The 21,424-nt window shown below is 70.2% G+C and carries 13 protein-coding genes; 6 read left to right on the forward strand and 7 right to left on the reverse strand.

The features are described from left to right. Together K8625_RS36640 and K8625_RS36645 are read right to left on the reverse strand one after the other, a co-directional pair. Complete coding sequence (locus K8625_RS36640) at positions 1–2,829, reverse strand: FG-GAP-like repeat-containing protein (protein WP_223748932.1); 2,829 nt, start codon at positions 2,827–2,829, stop codon at positions 1–3. Between the two features lie 157 nt (positions 2,830–2,986). After that, entirely contained in the window at positions 2,987–3,637 is a 651-nt protein-coding gene (locus tag K8625_RS36645) for a hypothetical protein (RefSeq protein ID WP_223785292.1), read from the reverse strand. Positions 3,638–3,760: 123 nt separating this feature from the next. On the opposite strand from K8625_RS36645, the gene K8625_RS36650 reads away from it, so the two are divergent. The 5 genes from K8625_RS36650 (at position 3,761) to K8625_RS36670 (ending at position 15,918) form a co-directional block, all read left to right on the forward strand. Beyond that, complete coding sequence (locus K8625_RS36650) at positions 3,761–4,441, forward strand: TetR/AcrR family transcriptional regulator (protein WP_223785293.1); 681 nt, start codon at positions 3,761–3,763, stop codon at positions 4,439–4,441. 135 nt (positions 4,442–4,576) lie between these two features. Continuing rightward, positions 4,577–5,617, forward strand: coding sequence for a fatty acid desaturase (locus tag K8625_RS36655; protein WP_223785294.1), 1,041 nt, complete (start codon positions 4,577–4,579; stop codon positions 5,615–5,617). A 13-nt stretch (positions 5,618–5,630) separates the two neighbouring features. After that, positions 5,631–7,229: an NAD(P)/FAD-dependent oxidoreductase gene (locus K8625_RS36660; protein WP_223785295.1), complete on the forward strand. Its 1,599-nt coding sequence runs from the start codon at positions 5,631–5,633 to the stop codon at positions 7,227–7,229. Beyond that, positions 7,226–14,404: a type I polyketide synthase gene (locus tag K8625_RS36665; protein ID WP_223785296.1), complete on the forward strand. Its 7,179-nt coding sequence runs from the start codon at positions 7,226–7,228 to the stop codon at positions 14,402–14,404. Before K8625_RS36660 ends, K8625_RS36665 begins: the two co-directional genes overlap by 4 nt. Positions 14,405–14,487: 83 nt before the next feature. Then, on the forward strand, positions 14,488–15,918 hold the full coding sequence (locus tag K8625_RS36670) for a hypothetical protein (RefSeq protein ID WP_223785297.1): 1,431 nt from the start codon (positions 14,488–14,490) through the stop codon (positions 15,916–15,918). On the opposite strand, the gene K8625_RS36675 is transcribed toward K8625_RS36670, so the two are convergent. From K8625_RS36675 to K8625_RS36690, 4 genes are all read right to left on the reverse strand, one after another. Further along, positions 15,909–17,114 carry a DUF1624 domain-containing protein gene (locus K8625_RS36675; RefSeq protein ID WP_223785298.1) on the reverse strand — a complete coding sequence of 402 codons (1,206 nt, stop codon included), beginning with the start codon at positions 17,112–17,114 and terminating at the stop codon, positions 15,909–15,911. The two genes, K8625_RS36670 and K8625_RS36675, sit on opposite strands and share 10 nt — an antisense overlap. A gap of 294 nt (positions 17,115–17,408) precedes the next feature. Then, the gene (locus tag K8625_RS36680; RefSeq protein ID WP_223748940.1) at positions 17,409–18,026 is read right to left on the reverse strand and encodes a hypothetical protein; all 618 of its coding nucleotides are present in this window, start codon (positions 18,024–18,026) and stop codon (positions 17,409–17,411) included. 125 nt (positions 18,027–18,151) lie between these two features. Continuing rightward, entirely contained in the window at positions 18,152–18,922 is a 771-nt protein-coding gene (locus K8625_RS36685) for a serine protease (RefSeq protein WP_223748941.1), read from the reverse strand. A gap of 4 nt (positions 18,923–18,926) precedes the next feature. Continuing rightward, on the reverse strand, positions 18,927–19,697 hold the full coding sequence (locus K8625_RS36690) for a zinc-dependent metalloprotease (protein ID WP_223748942.1): 771 nt from the start codon (positions 19,695–19,697) through the stop codon (positions 18,927–18,929). Between the two features lie 590 nt (positions 19,698–20,287). On the opposite strand from K8625_RS36690, the gene K8625_RS36695 reads away from it, so the two are divergent. Further along, positions 20,288–20,998 carry a hypothetical protein gene (locus K8625_RS36695; RefSeq protein ID WP_223785299.1) on the forward strand — a complete coding sequence of 237 codons (711 nt, stop codon included), beginning with the start codon at positions 20,288–20,290 and terminating at the stop codon, positions 20,996–20,998. An 8-nt stretch (positions 20,999–21,006) separates the two neighbouring features. Here K8625_RS36695 and K8625_RS36700 read toward each other — a convergent pair whose 3' ends face one another. Beyond that, complete coding sequence (locus tag K8625_RS36700) at positions 21,007–21,411, reverse strand: hypothetical protein (protein WP_223748944.1); 405 nt, start codon at positions 21,409–21,411, stop codon at positions 21,007–21,009. Positions 21,412–21,424: the final 13 nt, after the last annotated feature.

Below are 21,424 nucleotides of genomic sequence, written 5' to 3' on the forward strand. Positions count from 1 at the left end.
CTACTGGGCGAGCACCGTGAGGACCTGCTCGGACGTGTTGCCCGCGGCGTCGGTGGCGCGCAGCAGGACGACGTGCGCGCCGGGGCCGGAGAACGTCACCGGCGTGGTGGCCAGGTTCGTGCCCGCGCCGACGTCGGTGGAGCTGACCCAGTTGGCCGTGACGCGGACCGGGGAGAGGTCCGTCACCTCGGTGACGACGTCCACGGTGAGCGGCTGCGGCTGGGTGACGTCAGGGGCGACGACGCGCAGCAGCGGGGCGGTGCGGTCCACCGTCACCTCGCGGCTCTCGGTGGCGAAGGCGCCGTCGGTGGCGATGACGGTGAGCGTGAGGGTGTAGTGGCCCTCGGCCAGGCTGAGCCATTCGACGACGTGGCCGCCGCCCGCGTCGGGGGTGAGGCGGATGGGGGCGCCCCCGTTGATGGAGAGCAGCACCACGCTGATGGGCGCGCCGCCCGCGCTCGTGGTGGCCCAGCCGCACGCCTTCACCTGCGCGGCCGAGGTGTAGCGCGGCACGTCGCACATGACGAGGTCGGGCGGGGTGGCCTCGGAGTCCACCACGTGGATGGCGGTGGTGCAGGAGGCGCTGTTGCCGGCCGCGTCCGTGGCCGTGTACGTCACGGGCGTCGTGCCGCGCGGATAGATGCCCGCAGCGGGGCCGCTGACCTGGGCGCCGCACGCGTCGGCGGCGGTGGCCGGGACGGGCGTGACGTGGGCCCCGGCGGGGCTCGTCGCCAGGTAGACACGCTCGCCCGGGCAGGTGATGACCGGCGGCGTGACGTCCACCACGGTGACGGTGGCGGTGCACGTGTCGGTGGACTGGCCGTCGGAGACCGTCAGCGTGACGGCGTGCGAGCCCGGGCCGAACGGCCCCGTGGGCGACTGGGACACGGAGAAGGGACCGGGCTGCTGGTCCGGGTCATGGCTGCCGTTGTCCACGCTGGCCGGGGCCTGGCAGGTGGTGGGGCTGGCGTCGACGGACACGTCGCGGCACAGCGCCACGGGGGGCACGTTGGTGGAGCACGCGAGGCTCACCGGCCCGCTGCCCGCGTTGTTGGTCTCGATGCACTCCGTCTCGCGGCCCACGCCGGTGCCGTCGTCATCCGCGCGGACCCAGACCGTGGTGGTGCCACCGGGAGCCGAGGCGAGCGCCACGCTCACCACCGCGCTGCTGCCCGCGGCGAGCACGGTGGGGAGGGTGGCCACGCCCAGCAGGGCGCCGCCGGAGGTGGGGTTGCCGTCGTAGAAGGCGACGCGCATGCCCGCGGAGGCGGCCGCGTCTCCCTGGTTGGTGACGCGCGCGTGCAGGCTCAGGGTGCCGGTGGTCCGGTCGCACGAGGACGTCACCTCGCCGGCGACGAGGTCCGCCGCGGCGTAGGGGCTGGTGGTGCCGGTGCCCTGGCTGTTGGCGCGGAACGTGTTGAGGCCGGGCACGCGCCAGTTCTCCACGGGGTGCGCGGGGATGGTGCCGTCGTCGTTGACGTTGGTGACGGAGTACGCGTGCTGGTTCCAGATGCGGCGCGTGTTCACCCAGCCGTCCTTGCCGTCGCGGAACACGCGGATGCCGGTGGGGCCGGAGAAGGCATAGTTGTTCGACGCGACGACGATTTCGGCGTTGTCGTCCGCGTCCACGTCGACGATGAGCGGGTTCTCGTACGTGGTGCCGGAGGCGTGCTCCACGTCGAAGCGGATGGCGCCCGTCTCACCGTCGTAGATGCGCAGGCGGCGCTCGTCGCCGTAGACGACCTCGGCGCGGCCGTCACCCTCGAAGTCGAAGGTGGACGAGCCCGTCACGTTGGAGCTGTTGTCCTGGGTGGGGCTGGACCACTTGACGGTGCCGTTGGTCTCGAAGACGGCATAGCGGCTGGCGCCCGCCACGCCAATCTCCGGGCTGCCGTCCGCGTCGAAGTCCGCGATGTTGGGCGCGCCGCCGCTGCCGCCGCCAGGAATCGCCGTGCTCCACAGCAGGGCGCAGTTGTCGTCCATGAGCGACACGATGCCGCCGCTGACCACGACGACCTCGCCATGCGGGTCCGCGTCGAAGTTGGCGACGCCGGCCAGCCCGTTGCCGATGGAGGTGTTGCGGCACTTGAGCGTGCCGTCATGGCGGTAGATGGAGCGGCCGTTGACGACCTCCTGCAGGCCGTCCCCGTCGATGTCCGCCGCGAAGGAGATGGGGCCCTGGGGACCGCCCAGCGTGTCCGTGCCCGCCCACTTCAGCGCGCCGGTGTTGCTGAGCACGGAGTGGCCGTTGAGGATCTCCACCGTGCCGTCGCCGTCCAGGTCCGCGAACGACGGGCCACCCCAGCTGTTCTGGGAGACGTTCGTCCGGAACTTCAGCGCGCCCGTGTTCTCGAAGCACAGCAGGCCCGTGCCGCTCTCCGGGACGGCGCAGATCTCCACCAGCCCGTCACCGTCGATGTCGCCGCCCGCGATGCTGCCCGCGCCGCGCACCCGCAGGGTCGGGTCCGTCACCGTCCACAGCTCGGCGCCCGTGGCCCCGTTGAGCGCGCGCAGCACGCCGTTGGTGTTGTAGTTGCTGCCCACGAAGCTGCTGAAGACGACGTCGGGGATTCCATCGCCGTTCACCTCCACGACGATGGGCGACATCATCACCTGCACGTGCGTCGGCAGGACGGTGCTGGAGCTCCACGCCCACTCCAGCTCCGGCTCGAAGTTGGGGTCGAAGGGCGGCTGGACCTGGCACTCCCCGTTGGCCGCGAGGACTGCCTCGCCGAGGGACTCGCCCTCCGCGGCGGCCTGGGGCGCCGTCTCCGCGCAGCCGCCGAGGGCCAGCACTCCGGCGAGGGACAGCCTGGTACACCACTTCATGCCCGCTGCGGACGGGGGGCCGGGGATTCTTCGCTTGCGCACGCCAATGCCTCGTGTCTGGGTTTCGCGGAAAAGTCCGCTAATCTTGCCTATAGAGGGCGGGCTTGGCGTGCCGCAAGTGAGTCATTGATGAACTCAGACCTGGGGGCGGGTGAGGCTACTCCTCCGCCGTGGGTCTGAATTGGTCATTGAGCAGTGTGTCCGGGTCGCTGAACAGCTCATCGGCGCGCTCGTGCAGGATGAGTCTGGTGAGGACCGGGTTGGTGCCCTCGCTCGCGAAGTCACAGGGCGTGTCACGCAAGAGGAACACCTGGTCGGACGCCTTGACGCGCTCGGGGAGCTCCTTGAAGGTGAGGTACGTCTGGGTGGGAAGCTTGATGGGCTCGCTGTGCGTCTCGTAGCGCTCCTCCACCCGGGGCCCCTCGTCCTTGAGCAGATCGTCAGGGCGCCCGTACGCGGCGTTCGTCATGTCGAAGCGCAGGAAGCACTGGTCCTCGCGCGTGGGCAGCAGCACCTTGGCGAAGCCGTGGGGCATCTCCAGGGTGTAGTGCGTGACGGTGCCCGAGTGGACGTCCGTCAGCTTCACCTTGTGCTGGCCCCGGCTGACGTCGAAGACGAGGTGGTCCTCGATGTGGCTCTTCGGCTCGAGGGTGACGTCGTCCACGACCAGCTCCACGGCGTCGTTGCCCACCGTGAGCAGGTGCACCGTCCCGCTACCGAAGTAGCCGATGGACACCGCCGTGAAGGTGACGAGGAGGAATGCGACCGTGATGATGCCGACCAATCTGGACCGACGGATGCGCGCCACGTTGCCCCCAGGCAGGGTCGATGGGTGACCCGGACGGCGGGGGAAGATAGCCCACCCACACTCCGGGTGGTGGACCTGGGGGGCACTCCTTGGAATGGTTCGGCTCCAGCTCGAGGAGTCGTGATGCCGCGCAGTTCCTCCCCTTCGCGTCGGAAGCAGCCTCGTCAGCAGCGCGCCCAGGCGACGTGCGACGCCATCCTCACCGCCGCGGCCCGGCTGCTCGTCCGTGACGGCTACGAGGCGACGAGCACCAACCGCATCGCCGAGGAGGCCGGCGTCAGCATCGGCTCGCTCTACCAGTACTATCCGAACAAGGAGGGGCTGGTGCTCGCGGTGCTGGAGCAGCACGGCTCGCGCTGGCTGACGGAGTTCGACGCGGGACTCAAGGAGCTCGCGCCGGCCCCGCTGGGCGTCGCGGTGCCCTCCATCATCCACCACATCCTCACGCTCAAGCGGCTGCATCCCCAGCTGGACTCGCTGCGCTACGCGCTCCTGCCGGTGCTGCGCCCGCTGGGCCACGTGGACACCTTCGAGCAGCAGCTGTTCCGGCTGGTGCGCGTGTTCCTGGCGGCGCGGTTGGATGAAATCCGTCCGCGTGAGCTGGACATGGCGGTCTTCATCATCGTCCACACGCTGGAGGCGCTCTGTCATGCCGCTGGCGTGGACCGGCCCGACTACCTCACGAACGACGCGTTCCCCAATGAGCTGTGCGTGCTCGTGCTCGGCTATCTGAGCCTGTCGCCCGCGCCGCTCGGCCATCCGCCGAGGAAGGCCGCGGCGACCCGACGCAAATATGAGCAGTAGCCCCGAAGTGCACGCCCCCGAGGCCGTTTCTCTCTCGGGGCCGCGAATGTGAGCACCCAAGCGAGTTGAGCGGCGGCGCAATCAAAGACATCTTGATGGCACCTCCAGCGCCTGCTCCCAGCCGCTCCCGACTCCATGAATCTCCATCCAGAAGACCTGCGGCTCGCGGCCGCTCACGCGAGACTTGCGTCCGGGGACTTCCCCGCCCTCACCGATGCGCAGCTCGAAGCCATTCGCGGCAGGGCGCGTGACTCGCTGGTGTGGTTCCGCGCGCACCCCGTGCTGCATGACACCGTCAACGTGCTCCTCCTGCTGGCCCTGTTCGCGGCGGACCTGCTGTCGTTGACGGCGCTGCCCTTCGTGTTGCCGGGGGCCCTGTCGACCGCGGGGGGCATCGTGCTCGCGGGGGTGGTCGCCGGCGCGGTGCATGGCTTCCTGGTCTGCGGCATCGTCACGCTCAGCGTCCACGAGGGCGCCGCGCATGACCTCCTCATCGTGGGCAGGGGACGGGTGGGGCGCGGGTTGAGGGTGCTCGCGAACAACGCCTGTCGGCTCTTCCTGGCGGACCCGGTGCACTACGCCCAGGCCCACGCGAGCCACCATCGGAGCCTGGGGACGTCGGAGGACGGCTCCTTCACGCACCACGTCCGGCTGCGCCGACTGCTGGGCAGCCTGCTGCCGCTGGCCCCGATGCTCAGCCACTCGGACTATTTTCCCTGGCGGCCCCAGGAGCACACGCGGAGCCGACGACTCTCCGTGCTGCTGACCAACGGGTACCTGGTGCTCTGCGCGGCGCTGGCGACGTGGCTGCATGGCTGGCTCTTCACCGGCGTGGCGCTGTTCCTGGTCGGCAGCTGGCTGAGCTTCGTGCTGGACCGGGTCCGCGAGAGCACCGAGCACCTGTTCATGCCCCTGGACCGGGCGAACGGGACGCGGGAGCTGGGGCTGGGGCTCTGGGGGCTGCTGCTCGGAGGCGGGCCGTGGGGCCAGCCCTGTCACCTGTCACACCACCTGGCGCCCGCGCTGCCCTGGTATCAGCAGCTCCGGCTGCACTTCTTCCTGCGTCGCGTGTTGACCCCGGAGCAGCGCCGCCACTTCTTCCTGCGCCCCGTCATCGGCCTGCCCGTGTTGCTCTGGCGGCTGGCCACCGCGCCCCGCGAGCCCGCTCGGGACTGAGGAGTCCACCGTCATGGGATTGCTTTCTCGACGCGCCGACGCGTCCGCCACGGGTGCGTCCTTCGATGTCATCTTCATCGGCTCGGGGATGGGCTCGCTGGGCGCGGCGGCCGTCCTGTCCCGCCATGGCCTGAAGGTGCTGGTGCTGGAGCGGCACTCCGTCGCCGGGGGCATGACGCACACCTTCCAGCGCAAGGGCTACGAGTGGGACGTCGGCGTGCACTGTCTGGGCAAGCTGCATGACCCGGACGAGCCCCTGCGGCGCGTCTTCGACTTCGTCACCGAGGGCGCGCTCGGCTGGGCGCGGATGGACCGCGTCTACGACAGGCTCGTCTTCGCGGACAGGTGTCATGACTACGTCACCGGCGCGGAGGCGTTCGAGGCCGAGCTGTGCGGCACCTTCCCCTCCGAGCGCAAGGCCATCACCGCGTACGTGCGCCTGCTGCATGGCGTGAAGCGGGCCTCGCTGCGCTACTTCATCCAGCACGTGCTCCCCCGGTGGATGACTCCGCTCACGCATCCCGTGCTCGGTTGGCCCTTTCGCCGTCACTCCAACCGCACGACGCGGGATGTGTTGTCCACGCTCACGTCGGACCCGCGCCTGCTGGGTGTGCTCACGGGGCAGTGGGGGAACTACGCGCTGCCTCCAGGGCACAGCAGCTTCGCCATGCACGCGCTGGTGGCGGAGAACTACCTGGAGGGTGCGTGCTACCCGGTCGGTGGCGCGGGCGGCATCCTGGACCACATCGCGCCGGTCATCACCCGCGCGGGCGGGCAGGTTCGCGTCCGCGCGGAGGTGAAGGAGATCCTCGTGAAGGATGGCCGCGCCCTGGGCGTGCGCCTGACCGACGGCGAGGAGCTGCGTGCCCGGTACGTCATCAGCGGCGCGGGCGCGGCGCAGACCCTGGGCTCGCTGCTCCCGGAGCCCTGGAGGCCGCCCGAGGTGACGCGAGGGCTCCAGCGGATTCCGCAGTCCATTGGTCACCTCGGCCTGTACCTGGGCCTGAAGGGCGCGCCCGACGAGGTGGCCCTGCCGGCGACCAATGTCTGGGTCCATGCCGGGTATGACCACGACGCGAACCTGCGCGCCTTCACGCGCGCCGTCTCCGCGCCGCTGCCCGTCGTCTACCTGAGCTCGTCCTCGGCGAGAGACCCTTCGTGGGCCCAGCGCCACCCGGGGCGCTCCACGCTCACCGCCCTGTGCCCCGCGCCCTATGACTGGTTCGAGAAGTGGGAGGGCACGCGCTGGCGCCGTCGAGGGGCCGAGTACGACGACCTCAAGGCCCGGCTCTCCGAGCGCCTGCTCTGCGTCGTCCTGGAGCAGTTCCCGCAGCTGAAGGGGCGGGTGGAGTACCAGGAGCTGTCCACGCCGCTCAGCACGGCGCACTTCGCCCACCGACCGCGCGGCTCCATCTACGGATTGGAGCACAGCCCGGAGCGCTTCCGACAGCCGTGGCTCCGCTCGCGGCTGCCCATCCAGGGGTTGCTCCTGGTGGGACAGGACGCCGTCTCGGTGGGCGTCGGCGCGTCGCTGATGTCCGGGGTCCTCGCCGCTTCCATCGTCCTGCGCCGCAACGTCCTCGGAGACCTCCTCCGAAAGGATTCCCCATGAAGCCCTCGCTCCGATTGTTCCAGACCCTGTTGCACGGTGCCCTGCGAGGCCGCGTGGGCCCGCTCGAGGAGAGCGTCACCCGATGGCGCGTCCTGCCCTCGGACCTGGACCTCTTCGGCCACATGAACAACAGCCGCTACCTGGCGATGATGGACCTGGGGCGCATGGACCTGCTCGTGCGCGCGGGCCTGTTGCCCCAGGTGCTGCGACACCGGTGGGTGGTTCCCGTCGGAGCGACGTCGCTCCAGTTCCGCGACTCGCTGCGCCTGTTCGAGTCCTATGAGCTGGGCACGCGGCTGGTCTCCTGGGACGAGCAGTGGCTCTACTTCCAGCAGGAGTTCCGACGTCCCTCGGAGCCCGGGCGTCCGGTGGTCACCGGCCACGTGCGCGCGGTCTTCCGGGACGCGAGCGGCACCGTCCCGCCCGCCCAGGTCCTGCGGAGCGTGACGGGCCACGAGGTCCCCGTGCCCGTCGTGTCGAAGGAGCGGCGGGGGCCCACCCGCGCCTCACCGGGCCGCGCGGACGTGGAGCCCGCGCGCGAGCCGCTGGCCATCGTCGGCATCGGCTGCCGCCTGCCGGGCGGCATCGAGGACACGGACGGGTTCTGGAAGGTGTTGATGGAGGGGCGCGAGTGCATCGTCGACATCCCCGAGGGGCGCTGGGACGCGAAGAAGTTCCACGATGCCTCGGGCCGCGCACCGGGGCGCACCTATGTGCAGCGCGCGGGGTTGCTCCAGCAGGACCTGCGTGAGTTCGAGCCGGGCTTCTTCGGCATCACCCCGCGAGAGGCCAACACGCTGGACCCGCAGCAGCGCTTGATGCTGGAAGTGTCGTGGGAGGCGCTCGAGGACGCGGGCCTGCCGCCGAGCACCCTCGCGGGCAGCCGCACGGGGGTCTTCGTCGGCGGCTTCATGATGGACAACCTCATCCTGCACGCGAGCCCGGACAACCGGGAGCGGCTCGACAGCCACTCGGCGACGGCGAGCACGCTGACGATGCTCTCCAACCGGCTGTCGTACTTCTACGACTTGCGAGGACCCAGCGTGTCGCTGGACACGGCGTGCTCCTCATCGCTGGTCGCGTTGCACCTGGCCTGCCAGAGCCTGTGGGCGGGCGAGAGCGAGGCGGCGCTCGTCGGAGGCGTCAACGTCCTGCTCCTCCCCGAGACGCAAATCACGATGTCGAAGGGGCGGTTCCTGTCTCCCCGAGGTCGCTGCCACGCGTTCAGCGACCAGGCCGACGGCTACGTGCGCGCGGAGGGCGCGGCGATGCTCGTCGTCAAGCCGTTGTCCGCGGCGCTGCGGGACGGCAATCCCATCCACTCGCTCATCCTGGGCACGGCGGTGAACCAGGATGGACGGACGCCGGGCATCACCGTGCCCAACGCGGACGCGCAGGTGGCGGTGATGCGAGAGGCCTACGCGAAGGCGGACGTGGACCCGTCGCGCGTCGCGTACGTGGAGGCCCATGGCACGGGCACTCCGGTGGGTGACCCCATCGAGGCGCGCGCCATCGGCACCGTGACGGGCGCGGGTCGGACGGGCCCGGAGCGCTGCCGCATGGGCTCGGTGAAGACGAACCTGGGACACCTGGAGGCCGCGGCGGGCGTGGCCGGCGTCATCAAGGCAGCCCTGGTGCTCGAACATGGCCTGGTCCCGCCTCATCCGCACCTGGGACGGGTGAACCCCCAGATTCCGCTCGAGACCCTGGGGCTGCACATCCCCACGCGTCCCGAGGCATTGCCACGAAGCACCGAGCCGCGCTTCGCCGGTGTGAACTCGTTCGGGTATGGCGGAACCAACGCGCACGTCGTCCTGGCGGAGCCGCCGCCTCGCGCGGCCGGGTTGACACCCAAGCGTCCCGAGGGGCGTCCGCACCTGCTCGCCCTGGGGGCGAAGTCGAACGAGGCGCTGTCCGCGCTGGCGGAGCGGTACGCGGTCTGGCTGGAGGAGGGGCGCGCGACGCCGGAGCAGCTGTGCCGTGACGCGGCCGTGCACCGCTCGCATCCACGCCATCGCCTGGCCCTCCGAGGCGCGAATCGGGAGGCCCTGGTCCGGTCGCTGCGCGCCATCGCGCGAGGCGAGCGGGATGTGCCGGGGCTGGACTTCGTCGCGGACCCGGTCGAGGCGCGGCGCAAGGTGCTCTTCGTCTACACGGGCATGGGGCCGCAGTGGTGGGCGATGGGGCGACAGCTCCTGGCCACCGAGCGCGTCTTCCGTGAGGCCGTTGAGGCGTGCGATGGCCTCTTCCGCGAGCTGGCCGGGTGGTCCATCGCGGAGGAGCTGAAGCGCGACGCGGCGTCGTCACGCATCACCCGCACGGAGGTGGCGCAGCCGGCCAATGCCGTGTTGCAGGTGGCGCTCACGCGCCTGTGGGCATCGTGGGGCGTCGTGCCTGACGGGGTGGTGGGACACAGCATCGGTGAGGTCGGCGCCGCATGGGCCTCGGGGGCATTGGACACGCGGGAGGCGCTGCTGACCGCCTTCCATCGCAGCCGGCTGCAACAACGGGTGGCGGGGCAGGGGGCCATGCTGGCCGTCGGCCTGGGGCCGGAGGAGGCGCTCGAGTGGGTCCAGCGTCATGGCCCGGGTATCGCCGTCGCCGCCATCAACAGCGCGCGCTCGGTGACGCTCGCGGGGGCGCGGGCTCCATTGGAGCGTGTGGCCGCGGAGCTGGCCGCCGCTCAGCGCTTCAATCGCTTCCTCCAGGTGGAGGTGCCGTATCACAGCCCCTTGATGGACCCGCTCCAGGGCGAACTGCTGGAGGCGCTGGCCGTGCTGCGCCCCAACGCGCCGCGCCTGCCCATCTACTCGACGGTGTCCGGGCGGCTCATGATGGAGCCCGAGCGCCATGACGCGACGTACTGGTGGAACAATGTCAGGGGCTCGGTGCGCTTCGCGGACGCACTGCGTGCCGCCGCGGAGGATGGACATGGGACGTTCATCGAAGTGGGACCGCACCCGGTGCTGGCCTCGTCCATCCGGGACGTGTCGAGCACGGCGGGCGTGAAGGGCGAGGTGCTCGCGTCGCTCGTGCGGGAGGCTTCCGAGCAGGAGACGATGACCTCCGCGCTCGGGCGGCTCCATGTCCTGGGGGTGGACGTCGCCTGGCGTGGCTACTTCGGCCCTGGGGCGTACGTCGGTGCTCCGAGGATGCCCTGGCAGCGCAAGGTCTACTGGGGGGAGAGCGTGCGCTCCGAGAGTCGACGCCGTGCCTTCGGAGGACACCCGCTGCTGGTGGACTCCGAGCCGGGCGCCTGGACGGCGGAGCTGAGCCTCGCGGCGGTGCCCTATCTCGCGGACCATCACGCGGCGGGGAGTCTGCTCTTCCCGGGCGCGGGGCATGTGGAGCTGGCGCTGGCGGCGCGGCATGCGCTCACGGGGGATGCGCGTTGCCGTATCGAGGAGCTGGAGCTGAGCTCCGCGGTGGTGCTCAGCCCTGAGACGAGCCCGCGTCTTCGGCTGGGGTTCTCCGCGGAGACGTCCCGCTTCGTCGTTCAACGTCAGGAGGAAGGGCAGCAGCCCGTGGTCTGCGCACGCGGGAGGCTGATGTCGTCGGGGCGGGGCTCGCGCCTCGTGGAGGTGGCGGCGCTTTGTGCGCGCTTGCCGGAGTCGACGAGGCCGGAGGCGCTCTACGCGTCACTCGAGCGCGGAGGGCTGCGGTATGGACCTGCGTTCCGCGTGGTGAGTGCACTGCATCGCGCTCCGGGGGAGGTGCTCGCGCGACTCGACCTGCCGGCCGGAGTGGACACGCGGGGATACCACCTGCATCCCGTGCTGCTCGACGGGGCGTTCCACAGCCTCATCGCGGCCGCGATGGATGACGCGGACCACGACATCGTGCCCACGGGGGTCGACTGCATCGAGGTGCTGATGTCGCCGGGACGGACGCTCTGGTCCCATGGACGGCTCCGCTCGGTAGGGGAGGGGACGTTGCGTGGGGACATCACCTTGCTGAGCGAGGACGGTGTCGTCGTGGCCGAGGTCACGGGCTTGACGTGCCGACTGTTGCCGAGGGTTCGCACGGACGAAGCGGTGCTCCTGGAGCGCTCGGTGTACTCGCGACGATGGGAGCGGTTCGAGCCCTCGGAGCCAGTGGCGCGCGAAGAGGTGACGTGGGTGGTGATGGGCGGTGCGGTACCTGGGACGAGTACGTCGCAGTGGCACGCTGTCTCCGATGCCACCGCACTGGATGCGACGCTCACGGCTCTGCCCGAGAGTGCCAAGGTGCGGCTCGTGGACCTGCGCTGGCTTGCCGCCACGCCCGAGAGCGAAGCGCCGGTCGCACGAGGTGTGGACGCGGCCGATGCGCTGCTTCGGTGCATTCAAGCCCTGCGTCCAGGGCGCATCGACCGCTACTACCTGGTCACCACGCGCGCCGAGTTTGTCGAGCCCCTGTCCGACACTGCCCACCCGACTGAGCGGCTCGATCCTGGTCAGCTCGGGGAGCTCTCTGTTGAGGATGTTCGCACCACGCGTGTCGCGTCTGTGTTGCAGTCATCGGGCGTTGCCCAGACATCCGGGCGGAGTCTCGTGGGTCGACCCATGGACAGCTCGGGTGGAGATGTCCTCGCCACCCGCGCCGAGTCAGTCGAGCTTCTCCCTGACGCCGCCGGTGCGTCTGGCCTGCGCCGAACCGGTCCGCTCAAGAACCCTTCAGACGAAAAGCGCATCGAGGACGCGGTGGTCGAGGCTCAGCGCGCGGTGCTCCATGCTGAAGCGGCGCCTGTGTTCGGACGCGATGCCACGGGTTCGTCCGGGCTCCTCACGAGCGGACTCGCGACACATCGGGAGCTGCCGTCGCTCTGCCTCGCGCCGCTGCTGGGGCTCGCCCGGACCGCGATGACGGAGCGGCCGGACCTCCGACTCACCGTGGTGGACCTGGACGCAGAGCCGTCGAGCATCGAGGCGTTGCTGCTGCGCCTGAGCGGGCTCGGCATGGAGCAGGAGGTCGCCGAACGCGAGGGCCTGTTCCACGCCGTTCGGCTCGTGCGCGACACGCTCACGCCTCCCACGGAGGCGCCGCAACTGGAGCCGGTCCCGGAGGGAATGGGGTACCAGCTGGTCCTCGGCAAGGAGGGACAGCTCGACACCCTCGGCTTCGTGGCGAAGGCGCGACGCGCCCCCGGCCCCGGCGAGGTCGAGCTCGAGGTGGAGTCCACGGCGCTCGGCTTCAAGGACGTGATGAAGGCCCTGGGCCTGCTCTCCTCGCGCGTGACGCGGGACACCTATATCGGCGAAGCCATCGGCATGGAGGGCGCCGGGCGCATCAGCGCGGTGGGCGAGGGGGTGACGGGCTTCGCGGTAGGGGACCGTGTCTACGGCGTGGCCCCGGGCTTCATCGCGTCACACGTGGTGCTGCCCGCGGGGAACGTGGTGAAGCTCCCCGAGCACCTGTCCTTCGAACAGGGCGCCAACCTCATCGTCTTCCTGACCGTGTACCACGCGCTCATGCGGGTGGCCCGGCTGCGGCGGGGCGAGCGCATCCTCATCCACGGCGCGACGGGCGGCGTCGGGCTCGCGGCCATCGAGGTGGCCCGCTGGTGCGGCGCGGACATCCTCGCGACGGCGGGGAGGGAGGAGAAGCGCCAGTACCTGCGCGACCAGGGGCTCACCCACGTGAGCCACTCCCGTGACACGCGCTTCGCCGAGGACGTCCGCGCCTGGACGGACGGGCGCGGGGTGGACGTGGTGCTGAGCTTCTCGCCGGGAGAGGTCGTGTCTCGCAGCGTGGAGTGCCTGGCGCCCTTCGGCCGGTTCATCGAGCTGGGCAAGGCCAGCTTCGAGCAGGACGAGCTGCTGCGGCTGCGCCCGTTCAACGAGAACCTGACGTACGCGGCGGTGGACTTCGACCGGCTCCTGCGGAGTCGCCCCGATGAGGTGCGCCAGCTGTATCAGGAGGTGCTGGCCCGCTTCGAGGACGGCAGCTTCCGTCCCTTGCCCTCCCGCTCCTGGCCCGCGAGTCAGACGGAGGACGCGTTCCGGACCCTGGCGCGAGGTCAGCACATCGGCAAGGTGTGCATCTCCATCAAGGACCCGGGGCTCCGAGTCCGCCCCCCCGCGCGCGGCCCGCGATTCTCGTCGGAGAGCACCTATCTCGTGACCGGTGGCCTCGGTGGGTTCGGGCTGGAGGTGGCGCGGTGGCTCGTCGAGGAGGGCGCTCGGCACCTGGTGCTCGTGAGCCGCAGGGGTGCCCGGTCCGAGGAGGCGCGCGCCACCCTCGCGCAGTGGCGCGCGCGAGGCGCCAGCGTCCAGGCCCTCGCCGTGGACGTGTCGAGCCGTGAGGCGCTGGAGCAGGTGTTCACCCGAATCCACGCGGGGCTACCGCCGCTCCGAGGCGTCTTCCATTGCGCCACCCTCCTGGAGGACAAGCCGCTGGAGCAACTGGACCGAGGCTCGCTGGAGCGGGTCCTGGCCGCCAAGGCCCAGGGCGCGTGGAACCTGCATCAGCTGACGCGGCGGCTGCCCCTGGAGCACTGGGTGGTCTTCTCGTCCCTCTCGTCGCTCGTCGGCAACGCGGGGCAGGGGGCCTATGTCGCGGCGAACGCGTTCCTGGACCAGCTCGCGGTGCACCGACGCCAGCAGGGCTTGCCGGCGACGGCGATTCAATGGGGGGCGCTGGGGGAGGCCGGGCTCGTCGCCCGTAACGCGAGCGTGGCGCGCCACCTGGAGCACCTGGGCCTGCGAGGCCTGTCCACGCGCGCCGCGCTCCAGGGGCTCGGGCACGTCCTGGAGGCGAGGCCCGTCCAGCTCGCCATCGCGGACGTCGACTGGCGACGATGGGGCGAGGCGCTCGTTCCCTGGAGCGGCGCGAGGCGACTGGTCGGGCTGATGGATGCGCCCGCTGGCGCTCCCGGCCTCGGACAGCACGGCGCACCCGCGTCCGGGGCCTTCGAGGGCATGGACGAGGACACCCGACGTGGGCACCTCCTCCAGGGTCTGACGCGAATCGTGGCGAGGGTCATGCGCACGCAGGAATCCGCGCTCAACGTCACCCAACCCCTGAGGGAGCTGGGGCTGGACTCCATCATGGCCCTGGAGTTGGTGACCGCCGTCGAGCGCGAGCTGGGGATGAGACTCTCCACCCTGGAGGTCGTCAGCGGGCCGTCCCTCCGAGAGCTGGCCGCCCGGCTGTCCGCTCCACGCCAGGAGCGTGCCGCGAGCCTCGCCGGCTGAGGGCAACCTTCCGTGAGGTCCTGGCGCTCCATGGCCAGGGCGTTCGGCCTATCCTCCTCCGCAGGAGGCTGAGCCGACCGCCCATGCCGAAGTACACCGTGAACCTGTCCGAAGTGCCCGAAGGTCATGAGCTCCCCCCACTGCTCCAGAAGGTGGGCGAGTGGGTCGGCAAGCAAGACCATGGAACCCTGGGGTGGTTCGATGGGCTGGTGGTCGAGGCGGTTCCGAAGGAGTGGAGCCCGGAGAAGGCGGACCGTCTTCGCGCCGCCGCCTTCTCCTTCCTGAGCCTCGCGGACGGCTCGCTGCTGCTGTTGGTGAAGCCCGGTGGGAAGGCGCCGCCCGCCGTGGCGCTGCTCGGCTCCGAGGGTGAGACGCAGACCGTCGCCAACAGCCTGGAGGAGTTCCTCGCCCTGTGGTCCCAGGGCGAGACGGACATCCACGACCTCGACGACGAGGAGGCCGGGGCCGGACGCGAGGCCCTGGCCGCCTGGTTGAAGAAGCACAAGGTGAAGGTGCCCAAGACGGCGGAGTTCGACTTCGCCGCCTGGCTCGACGGTGACGAGAAGCCCTCGGCCCCGCGGCCTTCCACCTCCGCGCCCGCGTTCACCCCCACCGACGTCATGGCGAAGCTCGGCCCCAAGACGCGGCAGGTGGCGTCGGTGCTCGGGCGTCGCGCGGATGCGCCGGAGGTCATCACCTACGTGACGGAGGTCCTGGGCAAGAAGCTGCCGGCCTCCACGAGCGAGAACAAGGACTCGGTCAACGTCTCCGCGCCCAAGCAGGGCATCGAGCTGGTCCTGTCTCACGACATCCTCCACGACGCCTTCCCTCCGGTTCCGAAGACGGCCAGGTCGTTCATCCCCTACATCTCCACCGCCTGGGTGCGGTCCGCGGTGGGCGAGGACGTGCTGGGCGTGCCGTGGAAGGCGAAGTCGGAGGCGGAGGTCACGAAGGTGCTGGGGCCGCCCACGGGCCGCAAGGCGAGCTTCGCGGACGAGGACGAGCTCAACGTCGCCTTCTGGCTCTACCCGCTCGACACCGAGGGGCTCCTGGAGCTCGAGCTCGAGTTCGATGACGGAATCACCGTCACCCTGTCGGTGAAGGGCTCGGGGGACCTCGCGCGGTATCCGGATGTCACCACCGGACTCTTCGTCGGCTACGCGGTGACGCGGGGGCTGCTGGACACGTCACGCTTCCCCGCGCACCAGGCGCTGCTGGCGAAGATTGCCCGGCGGGAGGCCCAGGGCTCGGAGCTGGTGAAGCAGGCGATGCCTCGGGGCCTGTGGACGGGCCACCTCCGGGACGAGCCCGCGCTCCAGACGCTGCTGTGGCGCTGGTTCCACAACATGAACGACCTGTGGATCAAGAAGGACCTCATCCAGGTCTTCGGCAAGCGCTCGACCGAGAGCGGCCACGACGCACCGAAGCTGGCCGACGACACGTGGGCCGCCGTCGACAAGGCGGCGCCCGTGCTCGACAAGCGCTTCGCCGCGTTCATCCGGCCTCAGAGGTAGCTCATCCAGGGGCTGCGCGAGCGGGCCTTGAGCCGGGCGAAGGCCCGGCAGGCGAACCACATGGGCACGGTGGTCACCGCCGCCAGCAGCCAGAGCGAGCCGACACCGGGGAGGCTGAACAGCGTCCCCTGGTTGGGGCCGAGGGCCGCGAGCGCGAGCCGGTTCAGCGCGTGGAGCAGGTAGAGGTGGACGACATAGAAGAACAGCGGCGCCGCGCCGAACACCGCCAGCGTCGTGCTCAGGGGCTTCGGCGCCAGGTCCAAAAGCGCCAGCAGCGCCGCGCCCACGCCCAGGGTCAGCAGCAGGAAGTCGAGCGACGGTGGGTACTTGGTCAGGTTGAGGAACGACATGACCGTCTCCAGCGGCGTCGCGCCGACGGACCACGGCAGGGGCTCGCCGTAGACGTTCACGAGCCTGAGCACCCCGAAGAGGGCGAGCGCGCCGGCGGACGCGAGCAGCAGCCACCGGCGCCGCGTCGTCGCCTGGACCTGGGACGAGAACCACGGCCCCACCGCGTAGCCCAGCGCGATGACGCCCAACCACGGCAGCACGGGATAGGACGTCTTGAGCCGCGCGCCCCACGGCAGGTCGATGAAGCCCCGGTCATGCAGGAGCGCCCACCAGGTGTGCCCCGGCTCGCCCGCCGCGAAGTGGACGGGGTCCAGCAGGTTGTGGCCCAGAAGCACGAGCAGCGCGAAGCCCAGCAGCGCGGGGCGGGGCAGGTGGAGCAGGGCGGCCAGCACCATCATCGACAGCCCGATGGCCCCGATGACCTGGAAGTAGTACGTCGGCGGGAGCAGCTGGAACGTCCACGCGAAGTTGACCACGGTCAGCTCCAGCACCAGCAGGAACAGGCCCCGCTTGAACAGGAAGCCGGACGCCGCGCGGCGCCCTCCATGCCGCTGGCCGTAGAGCCAGGCCGCCACGCCCGTGAGGATGACGAAGACGGGCGCGCACAGGTGCGCGGCCAGCCGGGTGAAGAAGAGCCCGGGCGGCGTGGTCGCCAGCACCACCGGGTCGCTGACCTGCGCGTGGAGATAGAAGTACTCGCGCACGTGGTCCACCAGCATCAGCGCCATGACCAGTCCCCGCAGGGCGTCGATGCCGAGGATCCTCCGGCCCTTCGTCGTCGCCAGGCTCGCCGCCGGGGGCTCCACGGAGGGCAGGGCGGTGGACATCGTGGCGGGTGCTGTCATCGCGGTCACTCGAACGGGAAGGCCGCGCCTCCGAGCGATACGGCGGTTGGCTGCTTCCCTGTCGTGGTGGAGGAGGGCGCTCGGGGCCCGTCGATAACAGCCGGCAAGGCGCCTCACTCCCCAAAGCGGCGGGAGGCTTCCATGGGCGGCCCCGTGTCCCGGGAATCCCTGTTCCTGAGTTACAGTTGAATCATGGTGGCGATAAGGCGCCGTTGCCTCGGGGCGCCCGGCTGCTCGTGGCCTCGCCGCGCCGGCGAGGGGTCCGGTGAGTGGGGCCGGACCCCATGCGGAGCGCTACTGCTGACGGCCCTCGATGGCGCACATGAGCACCGCCGCCGCGATGCCGAGCCGGCGGTCCAGGCGGTTCTGGAGGTCCATGCCGAAGTCGAGGTCGATCTTCTGGATGAAGGGGTTGAAGCGCTGCTTGAAGGCGAGGACCTGCGCGCCGCCCACGGTGCCGGTGAAGGACTGGGGGAGCAGGTTGGTGAGGAAGCGGCGCACCAGCGCCAGCATCATGCTGTCCTCCTCAATCTTGCCGATCTCCTGGTCGTTGGTGTCCAGCACCAGCCACTCGTCGCGGAGGATGGAGCGCAGGCCCTTGCGGCGCAGCGCGCCCACGCGCTCGCCCGTGGACGCGTCCGTCACGTCGTACGTCATCCCGAAGTCGAGGATGCCGCGCGCCTTGATGCTCAGCAGCTCCTCGCGCATCTGCTCGTCGCCGTAGATGCGCAGGTCCTCCTTCAGCTTGAAGGCCTTCATCTTCGAGTAGAACGCGAGGTTGCCCGCGGCGTCGTAGATGTGGAACGCGCCGCCGAACAGTTTGAAGAACTGCCGGCGAATCATGTAGGACGACTGGCCGAAGCGGCCGAGGGCCAGGTGGCTGGCGGGACGGTTTTGGAGGGCGGTAGACATGCCCACCCCCTTAGCAAAGTTCGCACGCCCGCCGCACGCCAGCCCGCTCGGGATGTGACCCGGTAAACCCGGGATGCGGGCAATCACGTTCCGAGCGCGAGCCCGAGCGTAACCTCGGGACGGCTTCAGCGCTCGACGAGGTCGGCTGCCTGGAGGTACTCGGAGGCCTCGACGATGGCGCTCGCGGTCCAGCCCCGGTTCGCGCCGCGCCCCGACACCTCGCAGTCGCCGTCGGTGTGGATGCCCAGCACGTAGCCCTGCTCGTTGAGCACCGCGGCCCCGGAGCTGCCCACCAGGGTGTCCAGGTCCGTGTAGTAGACGAGCCGGTTGCACGCGTCGGCGTAGCGCCCCTCGGCGATGACCTTGGGCGAGCCGCGCGGATGCTGGATGACGGCCAGCCGCTCGGTGGCCAGCGTCGTCAGCGGGACGGGCGCGGCGGTGGGGAGCGTGTCGAGCAGGATGAGGGCATAGTCCGGCGCGGCCGATTGCTCGATGACCGTGCCCTCCGTCATCAACGGGTCTCCGTCCGCCTCGTCCTCGAAGTTGAACACCACGAAGGAGCGGTCCCCGAGCCCGACACAGTGGCCCGCGGTGAGCACCACCGGCCCCGCGCTCGCGGCAATCAAGGTGCCGGTGCAGCTGCCGTTGATGAAGACGACGGCGTCCTCTCGCTCCTGGATGTTGGCGAGCGCGCCCTGGTAGCGATTGATGGGCGTGAAGTCGAGCGACGGGCCACACTGCGTGAACGCGGTGACACCAGCCGGCTGCGGCTCCTCGCAGACCTTCAGTTCATAGGGTGCGGGCACCGAGCCCCCGCAGGCCCAGAGGCCCAGGAGCACGGTGCCCGCGAGGCGCGAACCCCAGGGTTTCAGGATGGAACCGAGGGGTCGCGTCATGGGCTCAGTACAGCGTGGTCAGCGCGGTGCGGTCGCTGCTGGTGAAGTTGCCCGTCTCCGACGAGCGGAAGCAGGAGTTCATGATGGAGCCGCCCACCGTCGCCGTCGTCGGCGTGCCGGTGATGTGGATGGCGCCGACGCCCGCCGTGCCCTCGTTACCACCGGAGCCGCAGCTGATGGCGCGGTTGTAGTAGTCGGAGTGACGGAAGCCGACCGCGTGGCCGAGCTCGTGCGTGATGACGTGCTCGTTGACGCCCGCGCTGTAGCTCTGCAGGCCCGTGCCGATGTTGATGGTGCCGTACGGACGGCCGCCGGAGGGGAAGCCCGCCGAGCCACCCGCGCCGGACATCGTCGTCGCGGTGATGTTCGCGCTGCAGCCCGTCGTCGGGCCCACGGCCATCGTGAAGCTCAGGCCGAGCGCGTTGTAGTTCGCGACCGCGGCCGTCAGACCGGCCTTGAGGCGGGAGTAGCTGTTGAACGAAGAGGTGGGGTTGACGCAGATCTTCGTGATGCTGCTGGAGACCAGGTTCGTCGTCCGGTACTGCTCCACGTGCGTCACGGGCTGCAGCATCTCACGCGAGGCCTCGAGCGTCACGTGGGCGTCGCGGCCCACGTACACCAGACCGTCGACCTCCATGATGTCGTCCGCCGGGAAGCCGGCCTCGACCAGGTTGGCCTTGATCTCCTCATTCTCCAGCTGCGTGTCGCCGGTCTCGGAACCACAAGCCGCGAGCACGCCACAGCTCACCACGAGGACTGCCGCTCTCTTGAACATGGTGCTTTTCCTCTGATGATTCGGGGGGACGCGCCGCCGCCTGACCTTCCCATCAGCCGCGGACGGCGCGCTCGTCCCCTCAGCAACTGGCGGGCCACTCGGCCGATAAGAGTGGGGAAGCTCTCAAATCTAGATTAACCTGGAGTATCCGCGCTCCAGGTTGCGGGGTCCGAGGTGTAAAGAGGCCTGACGCAGGCTGGGTTAAAGCACCGTCTCACCAGCGCTTTTTGTATTCACAGGGGAGCGCCCGATTTTCGGACAGCGGTGTCTATGAATCAGTCATCCACCGTGGGGTCTCAAAAGCCCGTGAATACATGGGGTATCACGGACCCCCGGGGGATGCACCGCCGGGCGAAAACTGCTGTCTTCATGCATCCAAGTCCAGCTGACGCCCTGTGTCGACCCCGCGGGTGTGGCTTCGAGCACCGCACGCCCCCCGCGGGATTTTCCAGCGGGGGGCTGCTTTACGAGGGACTCGGGGGAATTCTAGGTTCCGCTGGAAAAATCCAGCTCAACGAGCGGTGTATCGCCGGCTCATCAGGATGCACGTGAACCTCCTCCTCGCGCGTTTCTCCCTTGGATGTCTGCTGTTGGCCCCCTTGTCCGCGTGTGACTCCAGCGCGGAGGACGACAACCCCGGGGGCGGCGACTCCGCCGTGACGGGTGTCTGGAATCGCTTCGGCAGTGAGTACGGCTACAAGACGGACGTGGCCTACGGCGGCATCGCCGGCCAGTCGTCGGACCGGGTGTACATGTGCGAGCTGCCCGGCTCGCCGTCGGCGGGGCTCTACAAGGGGCGGCTCATCAGCCCCCGGATGATTCGCTGGGATGCGACGCACAACCTGCCCGACTACGAGGTCGTCTTCGAGGGGCAGACGATGCGCTTCCGGCCGCAGAACGGGTCGAACACGTTCCTGGGCCAGTACCAGAAGGGCACCTGGACGCCGGGCGCGTGTGATTTGTCGATGGAGAACGGGGAGCTGGTGGACCGCTCCTCCTCCGCGTACGTCCGCTTCGACAACGACGGGGACTTCAAGATCAACAGCGTCACGGTGGGCGGCGAGCCCCTGCCCATCCACAACCGCGACACGTGCAGCGTCACCACGCTCATCCCCGCGGGGACGGGGGACAACGGCCTGCTCACCGTGTCCATCAACTACAGCGGCGTCGGCGTGGACGGCCCCTACCGGCGGACGCAGAACCACACCCTGTACCGCTCGGACTTCAAGCCGGACTGCAACAAGCTCGCGGTGGAGATTGGCTGCGGCGCGCTGGCCGTCTGCGTCTACGTGGCGCCGTAGCCTGCGTGTCACTCGTACCAGGTGGGCACGAGCGTGCGCACCTGGGGCAGCGCGGCGACGCGGCAGAGCCGCTCCCACGCGGCGGGCGTGAGCGCGCCGTGTCGGGCCTCGCAGTCCTGCGCCTCCAAGGGCAGCAGCACCAGGACCTCCGAGGCCGTGTCGCACGCGGCGCGGCCTCGCGAGGCCAGGGCGCGCGCGCCGGGGGCGAGCGCCTGGACGCGGGCGAGCAGCGCCGCGTCGCGGGCCGGAAGGCACAGCTCCACCGCGCCGTCGTTGCGACAGCCCGCCTCACGGGTGAAGGCGAGCTTCTCGGTGGGGCACGCGACGTTCGCGGAGGCCGCCGGGTCGACGGGCGTGGTGGCGCACGCGGACAGTCCGGCGAAGAGCAGCACGGCGGCGATGTGGCGAGGCATGGGGAGGCTCCGG

The organism is Myxococcus sp. AS-1-15 (assembly GCF_020037055.1).
Taxonomy (GTDB): domain Bacteria; phylum Myxococcota; class Myxococcia; order Myxococcales; family Myxococcaceae; genus Myxococcus; species Myxococcus fulvus.